At 44.3% G+C, this 25,053-nt stretch carries 19 protein-coding genes, 1 tRNA gene and 1 pseudogene; 4 read left to right on the forward strand and 17 right to left on the reverse strand.

Annotation, left to right across the window (positions count from 1 at the left end; translation table 11 throughout):
• Nucleotides 1-32 precede the first annotated feature (32 nt).
• The 7 genes and pseudogenes from rpoB to crtH all read right to left on the reverse strand — a co-directional run bounded on the left by rpoB (nt 33) and on the right by crtH (nt 7,896).
• Entirely contained in the window at nt 33-3,335 is a 3,303-nt protein-coding gene (rpoB, locus tag PseudUWO311_RS14685; RefSeq protein ID WP_142656003.1) for a DNA-directed RNA polymerase subunit beta, read from the reverse strand.
• Between the two features lie 168 nt (nt 3,336-3,503).
• Nucleotides 3,504-4,592, reverse strand: coding sequence for a glycine cleavage system aminomethyltransferase GcvT (gene gcvT, locus PseudUWO311_RS14690; RefSeq protein ID WP_142656004.1), 1,089 nt, complete (start codon nt 4,590-4,592; stop codon nt 3,504-3,506).
• A gap of 113 nt (nt 4,593-4,705) precedes the next feature.
• Nucleotides 4,706-4,948, reverse strand: a pseudogene (locus tag PseudUWO311_RS24910) (hypothetical protein); the annotation flags it as partial.
• Between the two features lie 167 nt (nt 4,949-5,115).
• Nucleotides 5,116-5,475, reverse strand: a complete 360-nt coding sequence (locus PseudUWO311_RS14700; RefSeq protein ID WP_142656005.1) for a hypothetical protein — start codon at nt 5,473-5,475, stop codon at nt 5,116-5,118.
• 169 nt (nt 5,476-5,644) lie between these two features.
• Complete coding sequence (locus PseudUWO311_RS14705) at nt 5,645-6,001, reverse strand: DUF5615 family PIN-like protein (RefSeq protein ID WP_142656006.1); 357 nt, start codon at nt 5,999-6,001, stop codon at nt 5,645-5,647.
• 3 nt (nt 6,002-6,004) lie between these two features.
• Nucleotides 6,005-6,235, reverse strand: a complete 231-nt coding sequence (locus PseudUWO311_RS14710) for a DUF433 domain-containing protein (protein ID WP_142656007.1) — start codon at nt 6,233-6,235, stop codon at nt 6,005-6,007.
• A 146-nt stretch (nt 6,236-6,381) separates the two neighbouring features.
• Nucleotides 6,382-7,896 carry a carotenoid isomerase gene (gene crtH / locus PseudUWO311_RS14715; RefSeq protein ID WP_142656008.1) on the reverse strand — a complete coding sequence of 505 codons (1,515 nt, stop codon included), beginning with the start codon at nt 7,894-7,896 and terminating at the stop codon, nt 6,382-6,384.
• Nucleotides 7,897-8,015: 119 nt separating this feature from the next.
• Between crtH and PseudUWO311_RS14720 the strand changes: the two genes are divergently transcribed.
• Nucleotides 8,016-8,981, forward strand: coding sequence for an acetyl-CoA carboxylase carboxyltransferase subunit alpha (locus PseudUWO311_RS14720; RefSeq protein ID WP_142656009.1), 966 nt, complete (start codon nt 8,016-8,018; stop codon nt 8,979-8,981).
• A gap of 237 nt (nt 8,982-9,218) precedes the next feature.
• On the opposite strand, the gene PseudUWO311_RS14725 is transcribed toward PseudUWO311_RS14720, so the two are convergent.
• The 3 genes from PseudUWO311_RS14725 to PseudUWO311_RS14735 form a co-directional block, all read right to left on the reverse strand.
• Entirely contained in the window at nt 9,219-12,161 is a 2,943-nt protein-coding gene (locus PseudUWO311_RS14725; RefSeq protein ID WP_190303507.1) for a CHAT domain-containing protein, read from the reverse strand.
• Nucleotides 12,162-12,425: 264 nt separating this feature from the next.
• On the reverse strand, nt 12,426-13,358 hold the full coding sequence (locus tag PseudUWO311_RS14730; RefSeq protein WP_142656011.1) for a trypsin-like serine peptidase: 933 nt from the start codon (nt 13,356-13,358) through the stop codon (nt 12,426-12,428).
• Between the two features lie 156 nt (nt 13,359-13,514).
• A complete protein-coding gene (locus tag PseudUWO311_RS14735) occupies nt 13,515-16,043 on the reverse strand; it encodes a CHAT domain-containing protein (protein WP_142656012.1) in 2,529 nt (842 codons plus the stop codon).
• A 156-nt stretch (nt 16,044-16,199) separates the two neighbouring features.
• Between PseudUWO311_RS14735 and PseudUWO311_RS14740 the strand changes: the two genes are divergently transcribed.
• Together PseudUWO311_RS14740 and PseudUWO311_RS14745 are read left to right on the forward strand one after the other, a co-directional pair.
• Nucleotides 16,200-17,090, forward strand: a complete 891-nt coding sequence (locus PseudUWO311_RS14740; RefSeq protein WP_142656013.1) for an Rpn family recombination-promoting nuclease/putative transposase — start codon at nt 16,200-16,202, stop codon at nt 17,088-17,090.
• A gap of 722 nt (nt 17,091-17,812) precedes the next feature.
• Nucleotides 17,813-18,787 carry an alpha-ketoacid dehydrogenase subunit beta gene (locus tag PseudUWO311_RS14745; RefSeq protein ID WP_142656014.1) on the forward strand — a complete coding sequence of 325 codons (975 nt, stop codon included), beginning with the start codon at nt 17,813-17,815 and terminating at the stop codon, nt 18,785-18,787.
• A gap of 33 nt (nt 18,788-18,820) precedes the next feature.
• On the opposite strand, the gene PseudUWO311_RS14750 is transcribed toward PseudUWO311_RS14745, so the two are convergent.
• The 3 genes from PseudUWO311_RS14750 to PseudUWO311_RS14760 form a co-directional block, all read right to left on the reverse strand.
• Nucleotides 18,821-20,113: a Y-family DNA polymerase gene (locus PseudUWO311_RS14750; protein ID WP_142656015.1), complete on the reverse strand. Its 1,293-nt coding sequence runs from the start codon at nt 20,111-20,113 to the stop codon at nt 18,821-18,823.
• Nucleotides 20,052-20,750, reverse strand: coding sequence for a LexA family protein (locus PseudUWO311_RS14755; protein ID WP_223807587.1), 699 nt, complete (start codon nt 20,748-20,750; stop codon nt 20,052-20,054). Before PseudUWO311_RS14755 ends, PseudUWO311_RS14750 begins: the two co-directional genes overlap by 62 nt.
• A gap of 135 nt (nt 20,751-20,885) precedes the next feature.
• Nucleotides 20,886-21,131 carry a hypothetical protein gene (locus PseudUWO311_RS14760; protein ID WP_142656016.1) on the reverse strand — a complete coding sequence of 82 codons (246 nt, stop codon included), beginning with the start codon at nt 21,129-21,131 and terminating at the stop codon, nt 20,886-20,888.
• Nucleotides 21,132-21,274: 143 nt separating this feature from the next.
• Here PseudUWO311_RS14760 and PseudUWO311_RS14765 point away from each other — a divergent pair, with 143 nt between their 5' ends.
• A complete protein-coding gene (locus PseudUWO311_RS14765; RefSeq protein WP_142656017.1) occupies nt 21,275-21,715 on the forward strand; it encodes an NUDIX hydrolase in 441 nt (146 codons plus the stop codon).
• A gap of 50 nt (nt 21,716-21,765) precedes the next feature.
• Here the strand turns inward: PseudUWO311_RS14765 and PseudUWO311_RS14770 are convergent.
• The 4 genes from PseudUWO311_RS14770 to PseudUWO311_RS14785 all read right to left on the reverse strand — a co-directional run bounded on the left by PseudUWO311_RS14770 (nt 21,766) and on the right by PseudUWO311_RS14785 (nt 25,039).
• Nucleotides 21,766-21,839: transfer RNA gene (locus PseudUWO311_RS14770), tRNA-Pro, on the reverse strand.
• A gap of 114 nt (nt 21,840-21,953) precedes the next feature.
• Complete coding sequence (locus tag PseudUWO311_RS14775) at nt 21,954-22,526, reverse strand: TIGR04376 family protein (protein WP_142656018.1); 573 nt, start codon at nt 22,524-22,526, stop codon at nt 21,954-21,956.
• A 128-nt stretch (nt 22,527-22,654) separates the two neighbouring features.
• Nucleotides 22,655-23,794 carry a hypothetical protein gene (locus PseudUWO311_RS14780; RefSeq protein WP_142656019.1) on the reverse strand — a complete coding sequence of 380 codons (1,140 nt, stop codon included), beginning with the start codon at nt 23,792-23,794 and terminating at the stop codon, nt 22,655-22,657.
• 282 nt (nt 23,795-24,076) lie between these two features.
• Entirely contained in the window at nt 24,077-25,039 is a 963-nt protein-coding gene (locus PseudUWO311_RS14785; RefSeq protein WP_142656041.1) for a DUF1517 domain-containing protein, read from the reverse strand.
• Nucleotides 25,040-25,053: the final 14 nt, after the last annotated feature.

Consider the following 25,053-nt stretch of genomic DNA (forward strand, 5'->3'; position numbering starts at 1 on the left):
ACGAATTACGAATTACGAGTTATCTGATTTAGCTAGTCATCATCTTCATCAAAGTTGATATCGCCTCGATAGACTGACTCATAAGTAGGACGATTTGGTGTACGGCGTGAGCCAGTGTCTACCATCAAATCCACTTCAGTATCTTGGTTACTGCCGTCCTCGGACAGCTTGTGGACTGAGACATCCAAACATAGAGACTGAAGCTCTCGCACTAATACCTTGAATGATTCTGGCGTACCAGGTCGAGGAATTGCGTGACCTTTAACGATCGCATTGAGTGCTTCGTTACGTCCCGTCATATCGTCAGACTTGACCGTGAGCAGTTCTTGGAGAATATAGGCTGCACCAAAGGCTTCCAACGCCCATACTTCCATTTCTCCAAAACGCTGACCACCCTGTTGAGCTTTACCGCCGAGGGGCTGCTGTGTAACCAGAGAGTAAGGACCAGTCGAACGTGCGTGAATCTTGTCATCAACAAGGTGAACTAGTTTCAGCATGTAAGCCTTACCAACAGTCACAGGCTGATCAAATGGCTCACCAGTACGTCCGTCATAAACGACCAATTTCCCTGGAAATTCATCATTAAAGATCCAGTCTTTGCCAGTGTGCTTGCGGGCATGTTCTAGCTGACCATTCACCAGCTCTCTTGAAGCTTCTTCGCCGTACATTTCATCAAATGGCACGATTTTGAAACGGGCATTCAAGTTTTCCGCAGCCCAACCGAGCAAGCATTCAAACACCTGTCCGACGTTCATACGTGAAGGTACGCCCAGAGGGTTCAACACGATGTCGAGGGGAGTGCCATCGGGCAAGAAAGGCATATCTTCCTTCGGCAAAATGCGCGAAATAATGCCCTTGTTACCGTGACGACCTGCCATCTTGTCACCAACTTGAATCTTGCGTTTTTGAGCGACATAGACGCGGACGACCATGTTTGCCCCTGGGGGTAACTCATCGCCTTGTTCGCGAGTAAATACGCGCACATCTACAACACGACCCTTCTCACCGTTAGGTACGCGCAAAGAGTTATCTCTAACATCACGAGCTTTTTCGCCAAAGATCGCTCTGAGAAGTTTTTCTTCAGGTGGCTGATCGGATTCACCCTTAGGTGTGACCTTACCGACAAGGATTTCTCCAGAACTTACCCAAGCACCGATGCGGATAATGCCCTGCTCATCAAGGTTGCGAAGCGAATCTTCACCGACGTTAGGAATTTCGCGAGTAATTTCTTCGGGGCCAAGCTTGGTTTGTCTTGCTTCAATTTCATATTTTTCAACGTGAATCGAAGTGTAAACGTCATCAATTACCAAACGCTCATTGATTAGAATTGCGTCTTCGTAGTTGTAGCCTTCCCAAGGCATATAAGCAACGAGAATGTTCTGTCCAAGAGCGATTTCGCCGCCTTCGGTTGCTGAACCATCGGCAAGAACTTGTCCTGAAACCACAGTATCGCCAACCCAGACCAGAGGACGCTGATTTAAGCAGGTGTCTTGGTTCGATCGCTGATACTTTTGCAGACGGTAGCTGCTTTCTAGTCCAGTATCATCAGCCTTGACGCGAATCTCATCGGCAGATACATAGGAGACTTCACCTGTGACTCGCGAGACAATCACCATCCCTGAGTCACGAGCGGCTTGAGCTTCTAGCCCAGTACCAACAAGAGGACGCTCAGGACGCAATAGTGGGACGGCTTGACGCTGCATGTTCGAGCCCATCAGGGCTCGGTTAGCGTCATCATGCTCAAGGAATGGAATCAGCGATGTTGCCACCGAGATAATCTGTACGGGCGAGACCGCGACATAATCGATTTCTTCGGGACTTGCCGTACCCCATTCTTGGCGATAGCGAATTGGCACGATTTCAAGGAAGATATAGCCTTCGTCGTTGGTAGCTACGTCACCAGGGGCGACACGGAATTCATCTTCTTCATCAGCCGTCATATAGACAGGCTCTTGATTTTTTAGAACTTTGCCGTTTTCGACCGCGTAGTAAGGAGTCTCAATGAATCCATACTGGTTAACTCGAGCGTGGGTTGCCAAAGAACCGATCAACCCTGCGTTAGGACCTTCAGGAGTTTCAATGGGGCAGATGCGACCGTAATGGCTTGGGTGAATATCCCGCACCGCAAAGCCTGCACGTTCACGAGTTAGACCACCAGGGCCAAGAGCGCTAAGACGGCGTTTGTGAGTTAACTCAGCAAGAGGATTGGTTTGGTCCATGAACTGAGACAGTTGGCTGGAACCAAAGAATTCTTTGATTGCGGCTACTAGCGGCTTGGGATTAACCAACGAGGCTGGCGTGAGAGCGTCAACATCAGACACAGTCATCCGTTCGCGAATGATCCGCTCTAGACGATTTAAGCCAACACGAACTTGGTTTTGTAGCAATTCACCAACTGACCTAACGCGACGGTTGCCCAAGTGGTCAATGTCATCGATTTCACCGATGTCAAACTTGAGGTTGATCAGATAGTTGATTGCTGTGAGAATATCTTTCTCAGTCAATACCCGCATGGTGTCTGGGGTATTTAAGCGCAATTTTTTGTTGAGCTTGTAACGTCCAACCTTTCCGAGGTCATAACGTTTGGGGTCGAAGAATCGCGATCGCAATAGTTCACGACCACCAGACTCTGTAGGTGGTTCACCTGGGCGCAGCTTACGATAAAGTTCTTTGAGTGCTTCGTCTTCGTCAAACTGACCTTCTTTGTCAATTGTTTTCTGGAAGTACTCACGGTGAGTAAGAGCATCAAGAATTTCGGCATCACTCAAGCCAATCGCTTTGAGTAGTACCTGCGCAGAAAGTTTACGAGTTTTGTCAATACGAACCCATACAAGATCATTCTTGTCGGTTTCAAACTTCAGCCATGCTCCTCGGTTAGGAATAAGGCTGGCGTTGTAGGTGCGACGACCATTCTTGTCAATTTCTTGCTTGTAATAAACCCCAGGGCTACGCACAATCTGATTGACGATGACTCGCTCAGCACCATTGATAATAAATGTTCCACGATCTGTCATTAGAGGCAGATCGCCGATAAAAACTTCTTGCTCCTTTATTTCTCCTGTTTCTTTGTTAATAAGCCTCGTGGGAACGTACATCTGTACGGCATAGGTGGCATCCCGACGTTTGGACTCATCAACACTGTATTTGGGTCGCTTGAGTTTATAATCTTTGGCAATGAAATGGAGTTCCATTTTGCCCGTATAATCTGTAATCGGTGAGAAACTCTCAAGCTCTTCAATAAGTCCTTCTTCTAGGAACCATCGAAAACTCTCCCGCTGGATTTCTACAAGATCTGGTAGAACGAAGGCAGGAGTAACAAGAGTAGGCTTATTCATGCACTAAGTGACTGCAGTTTTAGTGGGCGGAGTATATGTCTAGGTTTAACTCAAGACATAAGCACATTATCCTAACGCAGCTACGATCTAATTGTCAAGCTCTTTTTCCCGACAACCCAATTTCAAGATTTATCACGCCAGCGATAAATCTTGAAATTGACAGAAAAATCACAAAAAGTTGCGTTTAACGACTTTAGCAGGAAATTCTTTGTCGCGGATTTGGACTTGGAGAATTTGCTCCATTTTTGCTAGTTCAGGTGGGACATAGCCAAAGGCGATCGCCTTGCCCAAAGTTGGGGACATTGTGCCACTGGTGACAAGCCCGACAGTTTCGCCTTCATAACGAATTGGGTAATCATGGCGGGCAATATTGCGTCCTTCTAATTCTAAGCCGATTAATTTGCGGGTGACTCCATTTTTTTTCTGCTCTTCTAAAACCTCACGCCCAATAAAATCACCTTTCTCTTTGAGATGCACGATCCACTGAAGATCGGCTTCCAGAGGTGTGATCGTGTCATTCATATCCTGTCCATAGAGATGCATTCCTGCTTCCAGACGCAAGGTGTCACGGCAACCTAAGCCACAAGGTACAACACCAAGATCGAGTAATTTTTGCCAAAGCGCTTTACCCGTTTCGATATCAGTCATGATTTCGCAGCCATCTTCCCCTGTATAGCCCGTCCGCGCAATAAAACTGGGTGTTCCCAAAATATCGGTGTGAGTATGCCCAAATCGCAAACGCGGTAATTTCAATAAATCCGCTGTCACGAGATCTTGAATAGTGGTGATCGCAGTTTTACCTTGTACAGCAATCAAGATTTGCGATGCTGAGTTATCAATCAAGCGATCGCCTAAATGTTCTTGTAACCATGCTTTGTCTTTATCGGTAGTCGAGGCATTGACGATTACTGACCAATTTTCGAGATCGCCATCGAACTCATGACGATAAAAAATCACATCGTCAATAATTCCTGCTTGCTCGTTGAGTAAAACTGTATATAGCGCTTGCCCCACCTTTAATCGCCCTAAGTTCGATGGCACAAGTTTGTTCAAAGCTTCGAGAACGCCTTCACCTGCGATCGCAAATTTGCCCATATGCGACACATCAAACATCCCTACCTGCGATCGCACTGCCTTATGTTCAGCGACCAGCCCTTTATATTGCACGGGCATCTCCCAACCGCCAAATTCCACTAGCCGCGCACCAGCAGCAACATGGAGGTCATAAAGAGGAGTGCGTTTGAGAGTGGTCGTCATGATTGTCATTAAAAAATTATTACTACTACAATTATGCAATCTTAGTTGTATTGTCCAGATGACAAAAAAGTGAGGATTTTGGTTAGGCTCATGAGACTTTAGTCGAGGAAATATTAGACTTGTTTCTTATGGCATACCTCAAAGGAAAGTTGCGATCGATAAAAGCAAACATCAAATTGCATAAAAAAGTTGACCTGTCCTAAAATTAGAGGCACATTAGGCGCTTTTGTCCATGCAAATACTAACCTTGCTGGTTCAAAATCAGAGACTTTCGCATTCAAAACAATTACACGCGCTTCAAATTGAGCAAGATTGCCTGTCAGTTGTAATGGTGTTGTTTGTTCTTCCCAAAAGTACTTTATTCGGCTGCTATCAATTTCTTAACTTTACGATCACTATTACTTTGAATCGTGATTTCTAGGCGATCGCACCAACAATCTATCTTTTAAAGGCGATCGCTATTTCTGTGAGCCGTGATTTCTATGCGATCGTATTAACAAATTATCTTCTAAAGGCGATCGCTCTACCATTCTCTCCACTCCTCAGTGACATCGCCATCCTGCTTCAAGCCTGACCGCTTCGCTGCAAACAAAATATACTCGCACAAGTCCTCACGCTGATCTGTCTCGATAAGGCAGCCATCCACACTACTGTTTAGGGCGTTCAAATCTAACACTGCTTGCTTCACACAATCAAGTATCGCTATCTCTGCCACGGACATGCCAAGTTTACCCAAACGCATCATGAATTGCTGCAAAATCTTGTCGCACTTCTTGATTTCTTCCTCGGTGTAGCTTTCATCCCCATCGGCGATATAACCTCTCATGCCTTCGATGAGTCTCGCCTTGATCGCCTCCAATTTCTGAGTGTCCGATTTATTCATCCAATTAATTTATTCATGAGGTGTGCGATGCCGCCTAACGGCTTAGTTGTGCCGATGTAGATAAACTTTAGTTTTATAGATTGCTTCTGAATAGTCGGCTCCAACGCAGTGTTAGGCGGAATAGTACCTCACCGACCCTCGTCATAATCGCATCTGTAACACTATCACCTTAATTCTTAAGAACTCTCATTCTAATTTTATCATCTTCAATAACGCTAAAATGCCCATACCAGTCATCGCGCATGGCGATCACTCTTGCAACTTTTTCAGCTACCACGGTTCCAGATGGTGCTTTAATCCGAAATAAGATAATGCCAGTTGTAGCGGGCAATTTTGACCGAAAAGCTAATTCTCCAAAATCTTTATCAAAGGTTAAGAGAATACGTTTTTCTGCTTGGGCACGACTCAAAACTTCTGGATCAGAGATTCCAGGAGAGTCAACCCTAATCCAAGCAACGTCATGTCCATCTTTTCGCAACGCTTCAACAGCATCAAAGGGGAAATTTTCATTGGCAAGGAAATTCATGAGCTAAGCTGCAATAGCATAAACTTTTTCTACTTTGAGAGAAGCACTGGCGTAATAGAGACAGGCTTGAATATCCACAACGGTAATGCCTGAATAATTACGCAAAATCTCGTCAGTACTCCAGCCTTGAGCAAGAAGATCAATTATAAATTCAACTGCAAGTCTTGTTCCTTTAATGACAGGCTTACCAACTAGAATATTTGGGTTTAGGGTAATCCGAGATTGCCAATCCATAGTTAAATTAAGGGTGAAATTTACGAGCTATTGGTTGAATATAGTTATCGTTACTAGTTAGTATACCCTCTCTTCCGTATAGTTACAATCTTGCAATCAGATATTGGAATTTCAAAAACAAGAGATAAAATTTATTCCTCATAATTTTATACAAGCCCTAATGATGATGCAACCAAATGACCGCAAGCAAAACCCGAAAAGGCGACAGCATTTAAACCTTGCCCTGGGAAGGTGCTATCGCCAACACAATATAAATCGGGAATAGAAGTACGATTAAAAGGCATTCCCAAAAGACCTAGAGGCTTACCCGCAGGAATTGGTCCATAGGTTCCATCCGCACGACCGAGGAAGCGGCGATGGCTGCGGGGTGTACCAACTTCTTGATAGTCGAGACAATCTTCTAGTTTCGGGAAAATTGCTAACAGGCGATCGCATAGCTTTCTCGCCGCTTCGTTTTTCTTCGCTTCATATTCCGAAGCAGATAAACCTTCCCATTCACTCATCCAGCTAGGCGTAAAGGTATGCACAATATGATAGCCTTCAGGCGCAAGGGAGCGATCGAGGAGCGTGGGAATCGACACAAAAATCGTACCTTGCTCTTTTTGCATATCGTTCCAATCTTCCAACAAAATATGATGACAAGCTGCATCATCAGGAATTGCGGAAGCTTCGACACCGAGATGTAAACTCAGAAAGCTAGGGGATTTTTGATAACGCGATTGCCAACCTTTTTCACCACTGGGCAGAGGTTCATCCTTGAGTAAGTTCCCAAAAGTATCCCAGCGTGTGGCATTGGAAACGACTTTCTTAGCATAGAGAACTTCCCCATTCGCCAGTTTGACACCGATCGCACCTTTACCAGATTTTGCTTTAGGAATAATCTGGGTCACTCTTGCCCCATAACGAATTTCACCACCTGCCTTGTCTAAACCTTCCGCCAGCTTTTCAGCAATCTTACCCACGCCACCAACGGGGTAGTTAATGCCCCCGTAATGGCGATCGCTAAAGACCATTCCTGCATTAATTGCTGGCGTGCGATCGGCGGGAACCACTGACCAGCAATAACATTCCATATCGATGAATTGTAGCAACTCTGGATCGCGAATATATTTCTTGGCGATATCCCCTGCATTTTGGGGCAGATAAGCCGCTAATCCTAAACAAGCCAAGGGATTCTGAAAAAACACCCGCATCAAGTAGCGCCATTCTTCGAGGGACAGCAACTCGATCGCATTTAAGCAATTAAAAATCTTCCAACATTCATCATAAAACTTGCGAATCCCCTCACGCTCATGGGGAAAGCGATCGCCTAATTCTTGTAGAAATTTTTCATAGTCGCGATGCACCTCAATTTCCAGATTATTCGGCAAATGGTAATGGATCTGCACTGGATCGGGAATCGTCTCCATCTTCATATTCACCGCCGCCAGCGCACGGGTGAGGAGATTTGTCGTACCGCGATCGCCAAAACCAAAAATCATCGACGCGCCCACATCAAAACGATAGCCATTGCGCTCAAAATAGCCCCCACTCCCCCCCGCAATCAAGTAGCTCTCAAGGACAATTACACTTGCCCCCTTCGCCGCCAATTGCGTCGCCGTGACCAATCCGCCCAGCCCTGAGCCAATTACAATTACATCCGCATCGAGTGTTTGCGCCATTACATTTCTTAGTCAAAACCTATTCCTACTATAACGCCATCGTGACGAACCCAAGTCACCATAACTAGCCCTTTGTCTGCTAATCTGAGAATTGGTATCTACTATACAAAAATTGCATCATGGCCGATCGCCAAATCCTGCTTGACTTTGAAAAGCCCATTGTTGAACTAGAAAACCGTATCGCCCAAATCCGCGAACTCGCGAATGACAACGATGTGGATATGTTTGAGCAGATCCAACTTTTAGAGCAACGAGCCGAGCTTTTGCGGCGTGAGATTTTTTCTGGACTAGGCGCAATGCAGCGAATGCAGATCGCAAGGCATCCCCGTCGTCCTAGCACACTTGACTATGTGCAAGCGATTACTGATGAGTGGATGGAGCTACATGGCGATCGCAGAGGCAATGATGACCCTGCATTAGTGGGTGGTATCGCTAGAATAAATGACCGCCCTGTAGTAATTTTGGGGCATCAAAAGGGGCGCGACACCAAGGACAACATGACCCGCAACTTTGGTATGGCTTCTCCTGGGGGATATCGCAAGGCGGCGCGACTGATGGATCATGCTGATCGGTTTAAATTGCCGATTATTACTCTGATTGATACGCCTGGGGCATATCCTGGGGTGTCGGCAGAAGAGCAAGGACAAGGCGAAGCGATCGCGGCAAATTTACGGCAAATGTTTGGATTAAGCGTGCCAATTATTTGCACGGTCATTGGTGAAGGCGGATCGGGCGGAGCCTTAGGGATCGGCATTGGCGATCACATCATGATGTTTGAAAACTCGGTTTATACAGTAGCGACTCCTGAGGCTTGTGCGGCGATCCTCTGGCGCGATGCAGCAAAGGCGGGCAAAGCTGCTGAAGCTTTAAAAATCACTGCTCCTGACTTGAAGCGTTTGGGAATCGTTGATTATGTAATTGATGAGCCTCTGGGTGGGGCACATCGTTTACCATTACAAGCTGCGGAAAATCTGAAAGCCGCGATCGTGGAGAATCTCGATCGCTTAAGTAAATTACCAGTGGAAGATTTACAAGAAATGCGTTATCAAAAATTCCGCAAGATCGGCGTTTTTCTGGAATCGTAAAGCTTGAGGCAATTGCTTAAATAATCTCGACAAAAAGCGACTGCTTGCTATTTCCCAAAATCCACTACTAGCGATCTCATTTCCCAATCTTTTAAATAATCTTTATTCCGAACTCACATATAGCGGTTTTCAAATGAGCCTAGACTCAATTGAAAACCAAAACCCCAAATTCAATAATGTTTTTGAGTTTTCAGTTTGCCTACGGCAAACTGAAAGTGGCTATATTTCCTTTTTCCTTTACAATCCATTACCGATCACAAAAAATGCTGACCAGTATTTGGGATGATTGAACTTAGATGATTTAATTAGAGAAATTTGTGCTCTATTTAGAGACTCAGTGGGTGAGACATCAGCTTTTTTGAGCTCTTTATAAAAAGCTTCCATTAGAGCTTGCGTACCTGCATCATCCACCGACCAAAGCGAAGCGATCGCATTTTTTGCGCCCACTTTCTGAACTTGATAACCAAAGCCCAAAATCTCCACGCCAGTACCCAGCTTACCCACACCAGTCTGGCAGGCGCTAAGTACGATCAATTCCACATTGGGGATCTGCCAATCGGTCAGTTCACTCAAGCGGATTTTGTCGCCATTGCCAAAAATGATGAAGGAGTTATCAGGTGTACCAGTATTAAACTCGGCATGAGTCGCAAAGTGCAGAATATTATGATTTTTGAATTTATCTTCGGCGGCTTGGCGACTGAAAGCATCCTCTAGCAACGTTACGGAATTGGGAAAATAACTTGCGATCGCTTCCACTTCTTTGAGGGTTGCAGGTAAACTCTGCTGTCCAAACCTTTTCTCACCTGTTTTGCCGCCAAAGGCTCCAGCGAGAATATTGGGCTGAATATTGGGCTTGAGTGAGAAGTCAGATAGAGTATAGGCAATCAGGTTACTAACCCGATATTTTTCGCTGAGCCATTGTTTGCCATCATAGAGCGCAGCGAGGGGAATATAGCGCAGGATGCCATCGGGAGCATAGAGAATGGTTTTTGCTTGAGATTGTACTAAGTCTGCTTCGATGGGTTTAATCAACAAGTTATACAGAGAAGTGGCAGGCTCGCGATAGTCTTCAGAGCCTTCATCAATGAGAGCCGCCCTAAATTCTGTCACCAATTTTTCCAGATTATCTTTGGAGATGTTAACAGTACGACTAATCGGAAGGCTGTTGGGTGAGAAGAGAATCATTTCGAGGCGATCGCTTAAAATTAATGGATAGAGTAATACGGTTCCCCGTGGAATTTTTTGGAGATAGTCGGGTACTTTGTTGATTTCTGATTTGGGAAGTTGTTGAATCTGATTGGCAAGTTGACTATTGATTTCCTTGCTATTGTTAAAGCTAGCCGCTAACAGCTTATCGCTAATCGCTTTCTCTGGCTCTAAAAGCCGGACACCTTGCGCCGATCTGTCGCTTCCTTTAATGTTTTTGAAATAGTCTTCGAGTTCTTGGACTTTGAGAAGATCGAGAATTTGCAGTGCTTCCATGATTCGACCTTGATTGAGGAGTAAACTAGCCAATCTCTTATAGCTGCTAGAGACAGTTTCCAAATAAGATCTTTGCTCCTCCTTGTTGAGTTTGCGAATATCTTTGCGGATCGCTTCGCGTACATTGATCGATTTTTTATAAAAGAGAATTGCGAGTTCGGGTTGACTGATTTGAGCAAACGTAGCACCCAGATTGTTGAGCGATATCCCTTCGCCATCGCGATTTTTGATTTCCTGCGAGATCGCTAAGAATTGCATATGGTAATCGATCGCTTTTTCATATTTGCCGAGAAAATAGTAAGCGATTCCCAGATTCCCTATCGACTGTCCCTCACCGAGGCGGTCTCTGATTTCTTGCGCGATCGTTAATCTTTGCAGTTGGAACTCGATTGCTTTGTCATATTTGCCAAGGTTTTTGTATATGTTTCCAAGATTCCCTAGCGACTGTCCCTCACCAAGACGGTCTTTGATCTCCCGCGCTATCGCTAATCTTTGTAGTTGAAGCTCAACCGCTTTGTCATATTTGCCGAGAGAATCGTAAGCGATTCCCAGATTTCCCAGCGAAAGTCCCTCTCCGAGACGATCTTTGATTTCCCGCGCGATTGCTAAGGATTGCAGATGGAACTCGATCGCTTTTTCATATTTGCCGAGGGAATTGTAAGCGTTTCCCAGATTTCCCAACGACTGCCCCTCACCGAGACGGTCTTTGATTTCCCGCGCGATTACTAAGGATTGCACTTGGAACTCGATCGCTTTTTCATATTTGCCGAGAGCATAGTAAGCATTTCCTAGATTTCCTAGTGACTGTCCCTCACCAAGACGAGCTTTGATTTCCCGCGCTATTGCCAAGCTTTGTAGATGGAACTCGATCGCTTTTTCATATTTGCCGAGGCGATGGTATGCGTTTCCTAGATTTCCCAGCGCTTGCTCCTCGCTGAGACGGTCTTTGATTTCCCGCGCGATTGCCAAGGATTGCACTTGGAACTCGATCGCTTTTTCATATTTGCCGAGGGAAGAGTAAGCGTTTCCCAGATTTCCCAACGACTGCCCCTCACCGAGACGGTCTTTGATTTCCAGCGCGATTACTAAGGATTGCACTTGGAACTCGATCGCTTTTTCATACTTGCCGAGGGCTTCGTAAGCACTTCCTAGATTTCCCAGCGCCTGTTCCTCGCTGAGACGGTTTTTGATTTCCCGCGCGATTGCTAAGCTTTGCTGATGATACTCAATCGCTTTGTCATATTTGCCGAGGGAGTAGTATGCGTTTCCCAGATTTCCCAGCGAAATTCCCTCACCGATACGGCTTTTGGTTTCCCGTGCGATCGCTAAGCTTTGCAGTTGGAAGTCGATCGCTTTGTCATATTTGCCCAGAGAATAGTAGGCTACACCCAGATTCCCCAACACTTTCCCCTCACTGAGTCTGTCTTTGCGTTCGCGTGCGATCGCTAATCTTTGCACATGGTAATCAATTGCTCTATCATATTCTCCTAAATAATAGTGTCCAAGAGCCAATCCGTTATACGCACGACCTTCACATTCACGATCTTTAAGTTCTCGACAAACGCCAAGAGCCTTGAGATCGAACTGAATTGCATTTAGGTATTGACTGGCGCGTATCGCTTTAATTCCTAAATTCAACAATCGATCCGCTTCTGTTTTGAAGTCTTGTGTTGTTTGAGATTGGATGCTTTCACTCATAACCATTTGCGCTTGACCACAAGATAAAAAGATCAACATCGCAACCCCAAAAAACTTATTCATCACCAAAATCCTCGCATTTACGTTGAAATCCGCGATCTCATACCAGACAGGATAAATCTATATTCCGAGAAATAGGCATTCATTACAAAAAATACAACCAAATATTCACCAATCCCTCGTATGGGAGAAGCATTACCACCACTATTCAGGCATATCAGCCCAATCAACAAACGATATCGAATTACTGCGGTAACTCGATGCTTACCTAAGCTTGCTTAACGCGGATTCAATCCGACCAATCCGCACTGCATAGTTTTCCACCCCACGACCATTGCGATCCTTGCGTCCTATGGCATGAAGCCCAATGATTTGATAAACTCCATCGATCTTACTAATCAACGCTGAGCCAGAAGCCCCTGGATTAGTATCACAGTCATGCACGAGCATTCCACCATTCTCACCCAACACACTGCACTTTAAATGCACCCCTGCCGTGAAGCCCTTACCCGCAGAAAGCTCATTATAGACTTTAGGATCAGGGTAATCTCCTGCGTAGCCAGTTACGGATATACGATTCTTGTATTTCTGTAACAAAGCTACTGGAACCGTGCGCCATTTGATAAAACCATACTTCTCACCCAAAGGCTTATTCAATTCTAAAATCGCCCAATCATCTGCTGATTGCCAATTAGGTTTACTCGTCCCTGTCAAGACATTTCGTACTGAAGCCACATCATTTTTTGACCGCAATCGTCCATTAATTAAATTCGGTAAAAAGAAGATATTGGGGAATAGCTTTCCACTTTCATCGTATACGCAGTGAGCATTAGTGATCGCTAGGGACTTGCCTATTAAAGTTCCTGTACAAGAATATTCCTTCTTATCTTTGCTAACCATCACGATCTTGCCAACCGTTGACCAAGGATATTCGCGACTCATCATTGGCAGGCGTTGATCTTCGCCAATAATCGCTCGATTGCTTCCCATCGGTGATTCTGACTCTTGCAACTTTTTGGGGATAAAGCCATCAAGACTTGTTCCTAAGTCCTTGATGCTATCGATTAGCTGTGGAGTAACTTCTGTTTTGGGTTGAAAATCTAAAAGTGACTGGGCTTTAGCAGGTGCAATTGTGCTAGACATGCAAGCGATCGCTAAGCTCAACCCACCTAAAATGCTCCAAGTTCTATATTTCATTGCTTTACAAATCCTTTTAGCTAAATTTTACTATTACCCAGTCTAAGACTACTTACAAGAAAATAAATCAACGTTACAAATTTTGAAACAACAAGTTAAGTACCTTGAATTCCAAGGAACAAGGCATCCGCGTGGCGGTGCTTTGTTCCTTGGAATTTATAGTCCATTCCCGATCGCAAAAAATGCCGACCAATAATTAGGATGGTTGTATTTCTGTGATTTGATCAGAGCAACTTGCGCTCTATGCAAAGCCTCAGTGGAAGTGACATCGCCTTTTTTGAGTTCATTATAAAAAGCTTCCATTAAGGCTTGAGTACCTTCATCATTGACAGACCAAAGCGAGGCGATCGCATTTTTTGCACCTGCTTTCTGGATTTGATAACCAAAACCCAATATTTCTACCCCATCACCAAGCTTGCCAACTCCAGTCTGACAGGCACTCAGAACAATCAAATCTATATTCGGAATTTGCCAATCAGTGATCTCATTTAATCGGATTTTGTCACCGTTGCCGAAAATGATGAAGGAGTTGTCAGGTGTACCCGTATTAAACTCAGCATGGGTAGCAAGATGGAGAATATTGTGATTTTTGAATTTTGATTCGATCGCTTGACGACTAAAACCATCTTCGGTGAGAGTTACTGAGTTTTGGAATGAATTTGCGATCGCTTGCACTTCTCTTAGTGTGGCTGGCAATCCAATTTGTCCAAACTTCTTTTCGTTAGCCTTACCTCCAAATGCTCCTGCAAGAATATTGGGTTGTATCTTCAGATTTGGTGAAAAGTCGAAGAGGCTGTAGGCGATCAGATTATTAATGCGATATTTTTCTGCTAGCCATTGTTTGCCGTCATAGAGTGCGGCAAGGGGAATATAGCGGAGTTGTCCATCTGGAGCATAGAGGATTGTGGTGGTTTTTGCTTGGGTGAGTTCGGCTTCGACGGGTTTAATCAGTATGTTGTAGAGTTTTGCCGCAGGCTCTTTGACATCTTCAGAGCCAGTATCAATGAGTGCAGATCTAAAATCAGTCACAAGGGTTTCTAGTTCTTTTTGCGAGATTTTGACGGTGCGGTTGATGGGGACAGTGTTGGGTGAGAAGAGGATGATTTCGAGGCGATCGCTTAAAATCAAGGGATAAAGTAAAGCTGTACCTTGAGGGATTTTTTGGAGATAGTCGGGAACTTTGTTTATTTCTGATTTGGGAAGTTGTTGGATTTTGTTAGCAAGTTGGCTATTGATTTCAGGACTATTCTCAAAGCTAGCCGCTAACAGCTTATCGCTAATCGCTTTCTCTTGATCTAAAAGTCTGACACCTTGCGCCGATCTGTCACTGCCTTTGATATTTTTGAGATAGTCTTCGAGTTCTTGGACTTTGAGGAGATCGAGGACTTGAAGGGCTTCCACGATCCTATCTTTCTGAATCAGGAGGTTGGCGAGGCGTTTATAGCTGTTAGAGACAGTTTCTAAATAAGATTTTTGGATATCTTTATCGAGTTTGCGAATGTCTTTGCGAATCGCTTCGCGGACGTTGATCGATTGTTTGTAAAAGAGAATCGCTAGTTCGGGGCGTTTGGCTTTGGATAATACATTTCCTAGATTTGCGAGAGTTAAACCTTCGCTTCCGCGATTGCCTATTTCTCTGGCAATGCTCAATGCTTGCTGATAGGAAATCATCGCTTCGCGATCTCGATTTAGGTTCCCGTAGGCAACGGCTAAATTATTAAGCGCCTTTCCCTCACCGCGACGGTATTTGACTTCCCGCGCGATCGCTAAGCTTTGCAGATGGAACTCAATCGCTTTGTCATATTTGCCGAGGGCATCGTAAGCGATTCCCAGCTTTCCCAGTGAATTTCCCTCACCGAGACGGTCTTTGATTTCCCGCGCGATCGCTAAGCTTTGCAGAAAGAACTCGATCGCTTTGTCATATTTGCCGAGAGCTTGGTATGCGTTCCCCAGATTTCCCAGCGCCTTTCCCTCACCGAGACGGTCTTTGATTTCCCGCGCGATTTCTAAGCTTTTCAGATAAAACTCGATCACTTTGTCATATTTGCCGAGGGAATTGTAAGCGTTTCCCAGATTTCCCAGCGAATTTTCCTCGCCGAGACGGTCTTTGATTTCCCGCGCGATCGCTAAGCTTTGCAGTTGGAACTCGATCGCTTTGTCATATTTGCCGAGAGAATTGTAAGCGGTTCCAAGATTTCCCAGCACTGCGCCCTCAACGAGACGGTCTTTGATTTCCCGCGCGATTTCTAAGCTTTTCAGATAAAACTCGATCGCTTTGTCATATTTTCCGAGGTCTTGGTAAGCGTTTCCCAGATTGCTTAATGATTTTCCTTCGCCTTCGCGATCTTGAATTTTGCGTCTGAGTTCTAAACTTTGTAATTGATAAGCGATCGCCTTGTCCTGTTGACCGAGATAACCGTATACAAGACCTATAGCTCCAACTGCGCTTGCCTCTCCTTTGCGCTCTTTGATAGCACGATAGATAGTTAATGCTCGTTCAAATGACTGCAATGCTGATTCAAATTGACTAGTCTCAGCTTGCTGAATCCCTTGCTGTAATATCCGATCTGCCTCTATTTTGCGGTCTTGAGTTGTTTGCGCTTGGATACTTTCACTAATCACTATCTGCACTTGTCCACAAGCCAAAAAAGTCAACATCGCAATACCGATCTCCTTATTCATCATCCACATCCTCGCATTTACATCAAAACCCGCAGGTTCCTTCCAGCCAGCATAAAGCGATATTCCCCAAAACAGCTACTCGTTACAAAAAACATAACAAACCCCAACTCGCAACCAACTACGAAGTGATATATTCTTTGGAAATGATCAAACCCCGCAATGATCGATAACGTCTGTAAATTCCTTGCCGAAAGCTACTCCACCGACTTTGCCAGTTGGCTACTAGGAGAAGCCATAATCCTCACTAAACTCGAACCATCAGAACTATCGGTCGAACCAATCCGTGCTGATTCAGTGATATTTCTGGAATCCTCACAAATTATCCTGCACATCGAATTTCAGACCGAGCCAAATAAAAACATTCCCTTTCGCATGGCTGACTATCGACTGAGACTATATCGCAAATTTCCTGAAAAGCAAGTTCGGCAGGTAGTTATCTATCTCAATCCCAGCCAATCGCCATTAGTCCGTGAAACCACATTTAATATTGGTTCACTAAACCATCAATTTGAAATAATCAGACTTTGGGAACAGCCCACCGCCATATTTCAACAATATCAAGGATTATTACCCTTCGCAACGTTATCGAAAACTAGTGCCCCCGAAGACACGCTAAGACAGATAGCAAAGCAAATTGAAAATATCCAAGATAAACAAGTACAAAGCAACGTCGCCGCATCGACCGCTATAATATCGGGTATAGCCCTAAGCAAAGAAATCATCAAAAGATTACTCAGGAGCGACATCATGAAAGAATCAGTAATTTATCAGGAAATACTGCTTGAAGGTTTAGCTGAAGGTAAGGCTAAAGGTTTAGCTGAAGGTAAGGCTAAAGGTTTAGCTGAAGGTAAGGCTAAAGGTTTAGCTGAAGGTAAGGCTAAAGGTTTAGCTGAAGGTGAAGCTAAAGGCTTAGCTAAAGCAACTAATCAAATTGCGATCAATATGCTGCGCTCTAACATTTCTGTAGATGTGGTTGCTCAAGTGACTGGACTAACTGCTAAACAGGTACAAAAACTTTCTGCGAAAAAGTCCCAGAAGCCGAAAAAGTAATAGCGATCGCCTTATTCATCACCCACATCCTCACATCTACATCAAAACCCGCAGTCGCCTACCAGCCAGCATAAAGCGATATTCCAAGAAACAGGTATTCGTTACAAAAACGCATAACCAAATATTCACCAATCCCTCCGTAGGGGCGCAGCATTACCGCCCCTATTTAGGCACACCACAACTTCCAAACGGTAATGCTGCGCCCAAACCTCACAACGTAGCCACAATTTATCGGCAAGAGCTAAGAGGGTTAAGCATTTGCGGATCGAGATTTTTTGTGATGAGTTTGAATATTGTGGCGCAAATGCTTAACCCCTAAAGATCGGCGGTATTTTTGGCGATTGCTTATAAGCGATCGCACTCATCAGGTTCCCCATTAGTCACTTTCGCCAACACCTTCTCAAACCCATCCCAACTCACCTGCATTGACTTCTCCGCTAGATACCTAGTTAACCAAAACGCAAGCTAAGACGACAACGCGATCGCCACTAATCCATCTATAAGGATAGGCGGCGCATCGCGCCGCCTATCCTTACCTATTTAGCACTACCCAATCTTGTCCAACGTTAAATCTTAATCTAACTTGTTATTGTGGGTAATGTTGCTAGGCATTTTTGAGAATGAATCTAGAGACAACAAGCAAGATTGTGTCGAGACGCACCCCAAAAGATATAATCGCCTAAGACTTGTTTACATAATCATAGACACAATCACAGATTTATATGGCAGAGGTTACTTTTTTTAACGCCCTCAGAGCAGCGATCGATGAGGAAATGGAGCGCGATCCAGCCGTTTATGTTTTAGGCGAAGACGTGGGGCATTATGGCGGCTCCTACAAAGTAACCAAAGACCTTTACAAGAAATACGGGGACTTACGCCTACTCGACACCCCGATCGCAGAAAACAGCTTTACAGGTATGGCGATCGGCTCAGCAATGACAGGCTTACGCCCGATCATCGAAGGCATGAACATGGGCTTCTTGCTACTCGCCTTTAACCAAATCTCCAATAATGCAGGGATGTTGCGCTACACCTCAGGCGGTAATTTCAAAATCCCCATCGTCATTCGTGGACCTGGTGGCGTTGGTCGCAACCTCGGAGCCGAACATTCGCAACGCCTCGAAACCTATTTTCAAGCTGTGCCTGGGATTAAGATGGTGGCTTGCTCCACGCCTTACAACGCCAAAGGCTTGCTGAAGTCAGCAATTCGTAACGATAACCCGATCCTTTTCTTTGAGCATGTGTTGCTGTACAACCTCAAGGAAGATATCCCTGACGAAGAATATTTGTTGCCTCTCGACAAGGCAGAAATCGTGCGCGAAGGTAATGATGTGACGATCCTCACCTATTCACGGATGCGCTATCACGTACTCAAAGCAGTCGAGACTTTAGTTGATAGAGGATACGATCCTGAAGTGATTGACTTGATTTCACTCAAGCCTTTGGACATGGAAACCATTGTCACCTCGTTACGCAAAACCCATCGCATTGTGATTGTTGAGGAAGGAATGCGCTGCGCCAGCATTGGTTCAGAGATCATTGCTTCGATTAATGACAGCTATTTTGATGAGCTTGACGCGCCGATTGTGCGTCTTGCCGCGCTTGATGTACCAACTCCCTACAATGGCGGATTAGAAAATCTGACAATTCCTCAACCTGAGGATGTAATTGCCGCAGTTGAGAAATTGTTAGCATAAAAAAAAGAGGCGGTGCTAAGCACCGCCTCTTTTTTATGAAACTTCGAGTAGATCTTGCCAACAGGTTGTGTATTTTGGCGATCGCTGTTCAGATTTGGTTTTCCAAACTTGCATCACGCCAGTTGAGGCAAATCGTAAGGTATCCCGACCATATATTTCATTAATCGCATCCATTACGCTCATCAGATTGCGCGATCGCTGCTTCTCCTCATCATTACTAACATCAAAAAGATTGCCTTGGACTTGCTTTTCAGACACAAGCCCTGTCATGATCACACCAGCTTTTTTAAAATTTTGTCCTTTGCGATAGATACTTTCAGTTAGCTGAGCCGCAACACGGGATAGTTCAATCGTGTAGTTAGTTGATAAATCCAATTCTGCTGTGGCGCTATTTGAGTAGAAATTATCTCGAAAAGGACTAGTTCTTGCAAAAACGGTGATCACACTGGCGGCTTGTTTTTGCCGTCGCAGTTTCTCGGCGGCTCGATGCGTAAAAGAAGCGATCGCTTCTTTTAGTTCAGGCAGCGTATCTATGGACTGTGGAAAAGACCGAGAGACGCAGGTTCCTTTTTTGGGATTGTCAAGTAACTCCATCGCTAAACAAGATTCACCTCTTAGCTCTAATTGCAATTTAACACCAACGATACCCATCTTTTTCCGAATCAAGCTTTCATCAGCATTTTTTAATTGTAATGCTGTATTAATCCCTCTTTCTCTTAGCCAGCTAGCATATTTGAGTCCAATACCCCAAATATCATCAACATCCACTTGAGATAGAATTTCATCAATAGATGGATAAACACTGAGATCGAAAACACCTGAGCTAGATTTTTTAGCAATCAGATTGGCTAACTTTGCTAAGGTTTTGGTCGGGGCAATTCCTACTGAAACTGGAATTCCCACCCATTGCAGCACTCTTTGACGGATTTCATTGCCATATTCCGTCAAGTCACGATAGCGAAATCCTGATAAATCGATAAAGGCTTCATCAATTGAGTAGATTTCTACATCGGGGGCAAAATAAGCCAATGTAGACATGACTCTACCTGACAAATCGCCATAAAGACTGTAGTTAGAAGAGTAGACCTGAACATCGTAGCGCTTGATGAGTTCGTAGATTCGGAAGACAGGTATGCCCATCTTGATACCGAGATCTTTGACTTCCTGCGATCGCGCCACTACACAACCATCATTATTTGATAGCACTACCACAGGTTTTCCCTTGAGTGCGGGATTAAATAAACGTTCACAGGAAACGTAAAAGTTATTGCAATCGACCAGAGCGAATCTTTTTTCGGCTTTTCGGTCTAACACTGTGGATAACATTAGTGACAACTCCCCAAATATGCAGGTCAGAATGCTCGTTAATAAAAATCGTCTTATAGCCACTATTCTCAGGAACTAGTGCCACTTCTCCTTTCTGATAATGCAAGCGTTTGACAGTTATTTCTCCCTGTACTACAGCGATTACGATATCGCCGTGGGTGGCTTCAAGAGAGCGATCGACAATCAGTAGGTCACCATCATGAATATGTGCTCCAGTCATCGAATTCCCTGAAGTTCGCACAAAGAATGTCGCCGCAGGATGAGTCACTAAGTAACTATTAAGATCGAGCTTATGTTCCACATAGTCTTCCGCAGGAGAAGGGAAACCCGCAGGGACAGAACAATTTTGCAACGGCAATTCTAATTTAGTGCTCATATCGGGAAGATGAATATCTCTAACACTTTCGGCAAGATTACTAACCTGTTCTTTTGTCCATGTGCCAATATTCACTACGACCTGATTGGTCGGCAGTTGCATATTTGGCGAGAATTGATGGCGCTTACTATCTCTGAATTGCCTAAATCTACTTTGATGCGGATCGTCACTTTCCATAAGCTTATTTTTGATTAAAGTACGATATTCAAATAATCTAACACGATCGCCTCTACATAGCAAGAACAAAAAAGTAGCGACCATTTTTCATATTGCCTCTGCTTTTTCTCTTGCTATAGCCAATTAAAAAGACAAAAGAGAGTTGCGCTGCAACTCTCTTTTGTCTTTTTAATTTTGTCCTAACAAAAAGGGTTATAGCCCTTTTTTGATGTTGCCTGACTAAGCAGCTTGAAGAATCATTTGATCTGGTACTAATATCCAAACTCGAAATTGATCTTCATCAGGTGTGATGACTACAGCAACACCTAGATCTATATCTTTTTTAGTAGCCGCGATCGCATCGTCTAAAATGTCATAGGCTTTATCAGCAACAAAAGTTTTTCCTAAAAAGATAATCCCTTTCTTTTTGCCAGCGATGGTCATAACTTCAATGGAGCGAGTTTCATTCAGGGAATTGAGAATCATAATTGGTGGAATGTCAAAAGGGTTTTCTATAGCATTGAGTATCGCTTTTTATAAATATTAGGACTGCGATCGCAAGTTCTTGTTCCTGTGATCTTAATTGTGATAATTTGCGATCGGCATCACAAATACTAAAATTTAGACCCATGGATAAGCCTCAATGCATCAGACCGATTTCCATTTGCTTATTCCGCAAAGACAACAAAATTTTAGTATCGGAATGCTTTGACTCGATCAAGCAGGACTATTTTTGCCGTCCATTAGGTGGAGGAATCGAGTTTGGAGAAAGTAGCCAAGAAGCGATGTTGCGTGAAATTAATGAGGAGATATCTATCGAAGTAGAGAAGCTGCGCCTGATTAAGGTAATCGAGAATATATTTGTCTACGAAGGTAAACAAGGACATGAAGTTGTGTTTGTCTATGACGCTGAATTTGTAGATAAATCTTGGTATGAAAAAGAAGAGCTAACTTGTTACGAAGATTCTATAAAAACAAAATTTACGGCAAGATGGCTGTCATTGGCAGAAATAAAAACCCAGCATATAAGACTAGTTCCAGATGGTTTAGCAGGTGTAGTAGATATATAAAAAAAGCAGAGATATTGCAAGACAATATCTCTGCTTTTTTTATTACGAAATCGGAATGTTGGGATTTGAACCCAAGACCCCCACTACCCCAAAGTGGTGCGCTACCAAGCTGCGCTACATCCCGTTGCATTTTTGACGCTTTCCTATTATAGCATGATGGTTTGCAAATTTTACTAGCGCGTAAAAAATATAGCGATCGCAACAAGTGCGCCGTAAAGAACCTCGCTTATTGTGGATTTTATTTGCCCATATTGCGTTTAAGGCGTTCGAGTTCTTCATCCATTTCCCAACGCCGAAAAGTTTCTTCTAACTTATCGTTAGGATCTCGAAAGGGCGGAGTATAAAGATTGTCCCAATTTAATGGAGTACTAGTTGGTGATTTAGCTTTGGCAGTTTTAGCAGCTTCAGCGACTTTAGCTTGTACTTCTTTGCGCCGCTCTTGGATCTGCACCTGTAGCGTTTGGCTATCAGTGGCGCGTTTTTTGACAAGCTCCATCTGCGCCCAGATTTGGTTGCCTTGACGCAAGAGCGCAGCTTCCCGTTCTTTAGCGGCACTAGCTAAGTCAGGACGATCAAAGGATTCTGCTTTAACGGTGCGATCGTGCCAAACGCGAATTTCTTCAGCGATTTCCAGAATCCGATCTTGGAGTTGTTTCTCCTCCAGTTTCGAGCTAACGATTAGTTTCGCTATTTCTTCTTCTTGTTGCCGCAATTTATCTTCGAGGATTTGCAACTCAATCTGTGGGTTATTACGAATAAACTCCTCTAAGCGGGTCTCTAAAAAGCGAGATATATCCTCTATTAACCCCATATACTTTCCTCAGATGTGTTAGGCGCTTTCCAGAGAAATTGTAACCCAATATCAACATTGGCATAGCCAAAACCAAACGAGAATTGCGGCGCTTCGCGCCGCAATTCTCGTTTGGTTTTAGGACTATATTAGAATTTTTGCCCAACAAATATAGTTTTCGTTTCCTTACCGCGCTTGAGAATGATCTCTTGCTGGCTAACACGGGATAAAACCCATCCAGTATTGTTGATCGCTTTGCCTAGCCCAATCGACTGTACAGAGCCATTGATATCAATCATTGCCGTAGAGCGATCGCCTAAGTCAAGTACACCGATCAATGTATAGGATGGCGCAGGTGCAGCAGTGACTTGAGGAGATACTGCATTTGGTCTTGCCGTTGTCGCAGAGTTAGACACATCAATCGAGTTATTGGATGTGACGGGGGGTAATGCAAGAGGAGATGGGGAGTTACCACTATTGCTTAAAGCAGGTGGTTGATACACAGGCACATACATTGGCTGCTGCAACCCATTCACAAAAGGATTATTTGTCCCCACAGGTAATTGCATATTGCCAACTAGGGGTGCTGCCATGAGGGGCATATTGCCGCCAATGGTGTTATTGGCATTAGCTGCGATCGCGCGATTTTTGTCTACTACTTCCGACAACATCCGCTTTACTTCTTCGCCAAAAGCCTTATTAGTGCCATTGTCTTTAGATGAGACCTGAGCAACATTAACTGATTGCCTACCCAACCAAATTCCATGATTAATTGTCCACATTACTGCTGCGATTAGTGCGGAGCTACAAGCAAAGACCAGCAAGAGGCGATCAAGCAGATTATATTTCGGGACTAATGGCTCAGGTGGTGTCGGTGGTAGGTTACTGGTCGGCTCTGGATTCCGCATGATGTAGGGTTGAATCCAGAGCACATCTTGCTTAGATATGGGGGGTAAAGCAATATCAGCAACATTAAGTTTGGTAATACTGACAGTATCTTTTGATGTTGACAGCTCTTTTTCGGAGGTGTCAAGTTTAGGAATTGCCACTATGTCTGAGCTTGAGGCTTGTACAGAAGCATAGGGAGATGATGTTTTGCTTTGCTTGGTTTGTGAATTTTTTTGTCTAAGCGATCGCTGCTTAGCATAATCAACATGGAGTGTGGATTCGACATCTCCAAACAGATCGTCCATTAAGTTATCAACGTTGTCTGTATAAGCATCAACGTCTTGAGTTACATAAGGCTGCTCTGAGCTATTTGTATATTTATTATCTGTACTCTGCATCATATGTCGATCCTATTCACTCTATTAACCATGCGCACTTAGCCATACCCGAATTTATAATCAAATTGTGAATTTTTTAGCGCTATCTTAGCCAAATCACAATACTTTAAACTTGTCTCAGAATAAATAAGAAAAAATAATACTGGTAAGTGATACCACAAATTGTCTCTTAGCGCCATAACTTTGCACCAGATTTTGTAAATCTTTAAAACCCAAAAAAAGAAAAGGGGCGCTTTGCGCCCCTTTTCTTTTTTACTAGAGATGGACGCTTTGCGTCCAATCGGTCTAAATTCTGACAAGATCAGGATATATCGTCAGCACCTCATCAGTTGTGAGCGTATAGTCATCGGACTGTGGCTCCCACAGCACCTCTACTGCCAACAGGTTATCCGCAGGCACAGAACCGATCGCAGATAAAGCAGACTGCAAATCTGCGGTAGAACGTAAAGGAGGCAATTTGCTCAGGCTATCACCCGCAACTGCAAGTAAAAGCGTAACCACAATATATTCGCTTGGAGCTTCGAGGTCGAGGCTAACTGTACTAGGTAATGTTGCCGCAGTTTTACCTTGCAGTACCCGACCGCCGACGTTACTCAATACTTCCTCATTGAGTTTGCTACGCTCGGACATTACCAAGCTATTAAACTTTTGTTCAGCAAGGGCAAACTTAGTATTTTCATTAGCACTGCTGACATAGACCCAATATTCTGGATGACGCATCAAGGAGATGGCAGTTTCGCGAGTAACAGTAGCTAAACCTTCGACGGAGGAGGTGTCCGACTCCAGAGCTAGACGAGTTAACTCTTGTTGCAGCGATCGCGCTGAGGAGAGTAGACCAACTTGGATTTTGGCAACAGTAACTTTGCTAGCCATGCCAGTAATGCCTTCGCCATCTCCCCGACCACGAAATGCTTGCATGATCGCGCCTGCAACAATCACCAACAACAGGATCGTAAACAGTCCGCCGCCACCGCCGCCAAAAAACATCGGCAGAAAGAAAAATCCACCGCCGCCACTATTGTTGTAGTAGCCATTGCTGCTGCCGCTATATGCCGAATTGGATGGAGCCGAACGGGTTGGTGCTGAGAAAGAGCTTCCACCGATTCTGCCGCCTGAGCGTTTGGCAAAAGCTTCGTGAGCACCACCAAATACGATCATCGCGACCAAGGAAACTGCGGCAAGCGATCGCGTCCAGACTTTGACGTGAGCTTTAACTTTTTGCATAAATTCTGAGCTAAAAAACTTCATAGATAAAAGGGACA

The organism is Pseudanabaena sp. UWO311 (genome assembly GCF_006937785.1).
GTDB lineage: Bacteria > Cyanobacteriota > Cyanobacteriia > Pseudanabaenales > Pseudanabaenaceae > Pseudanabaena.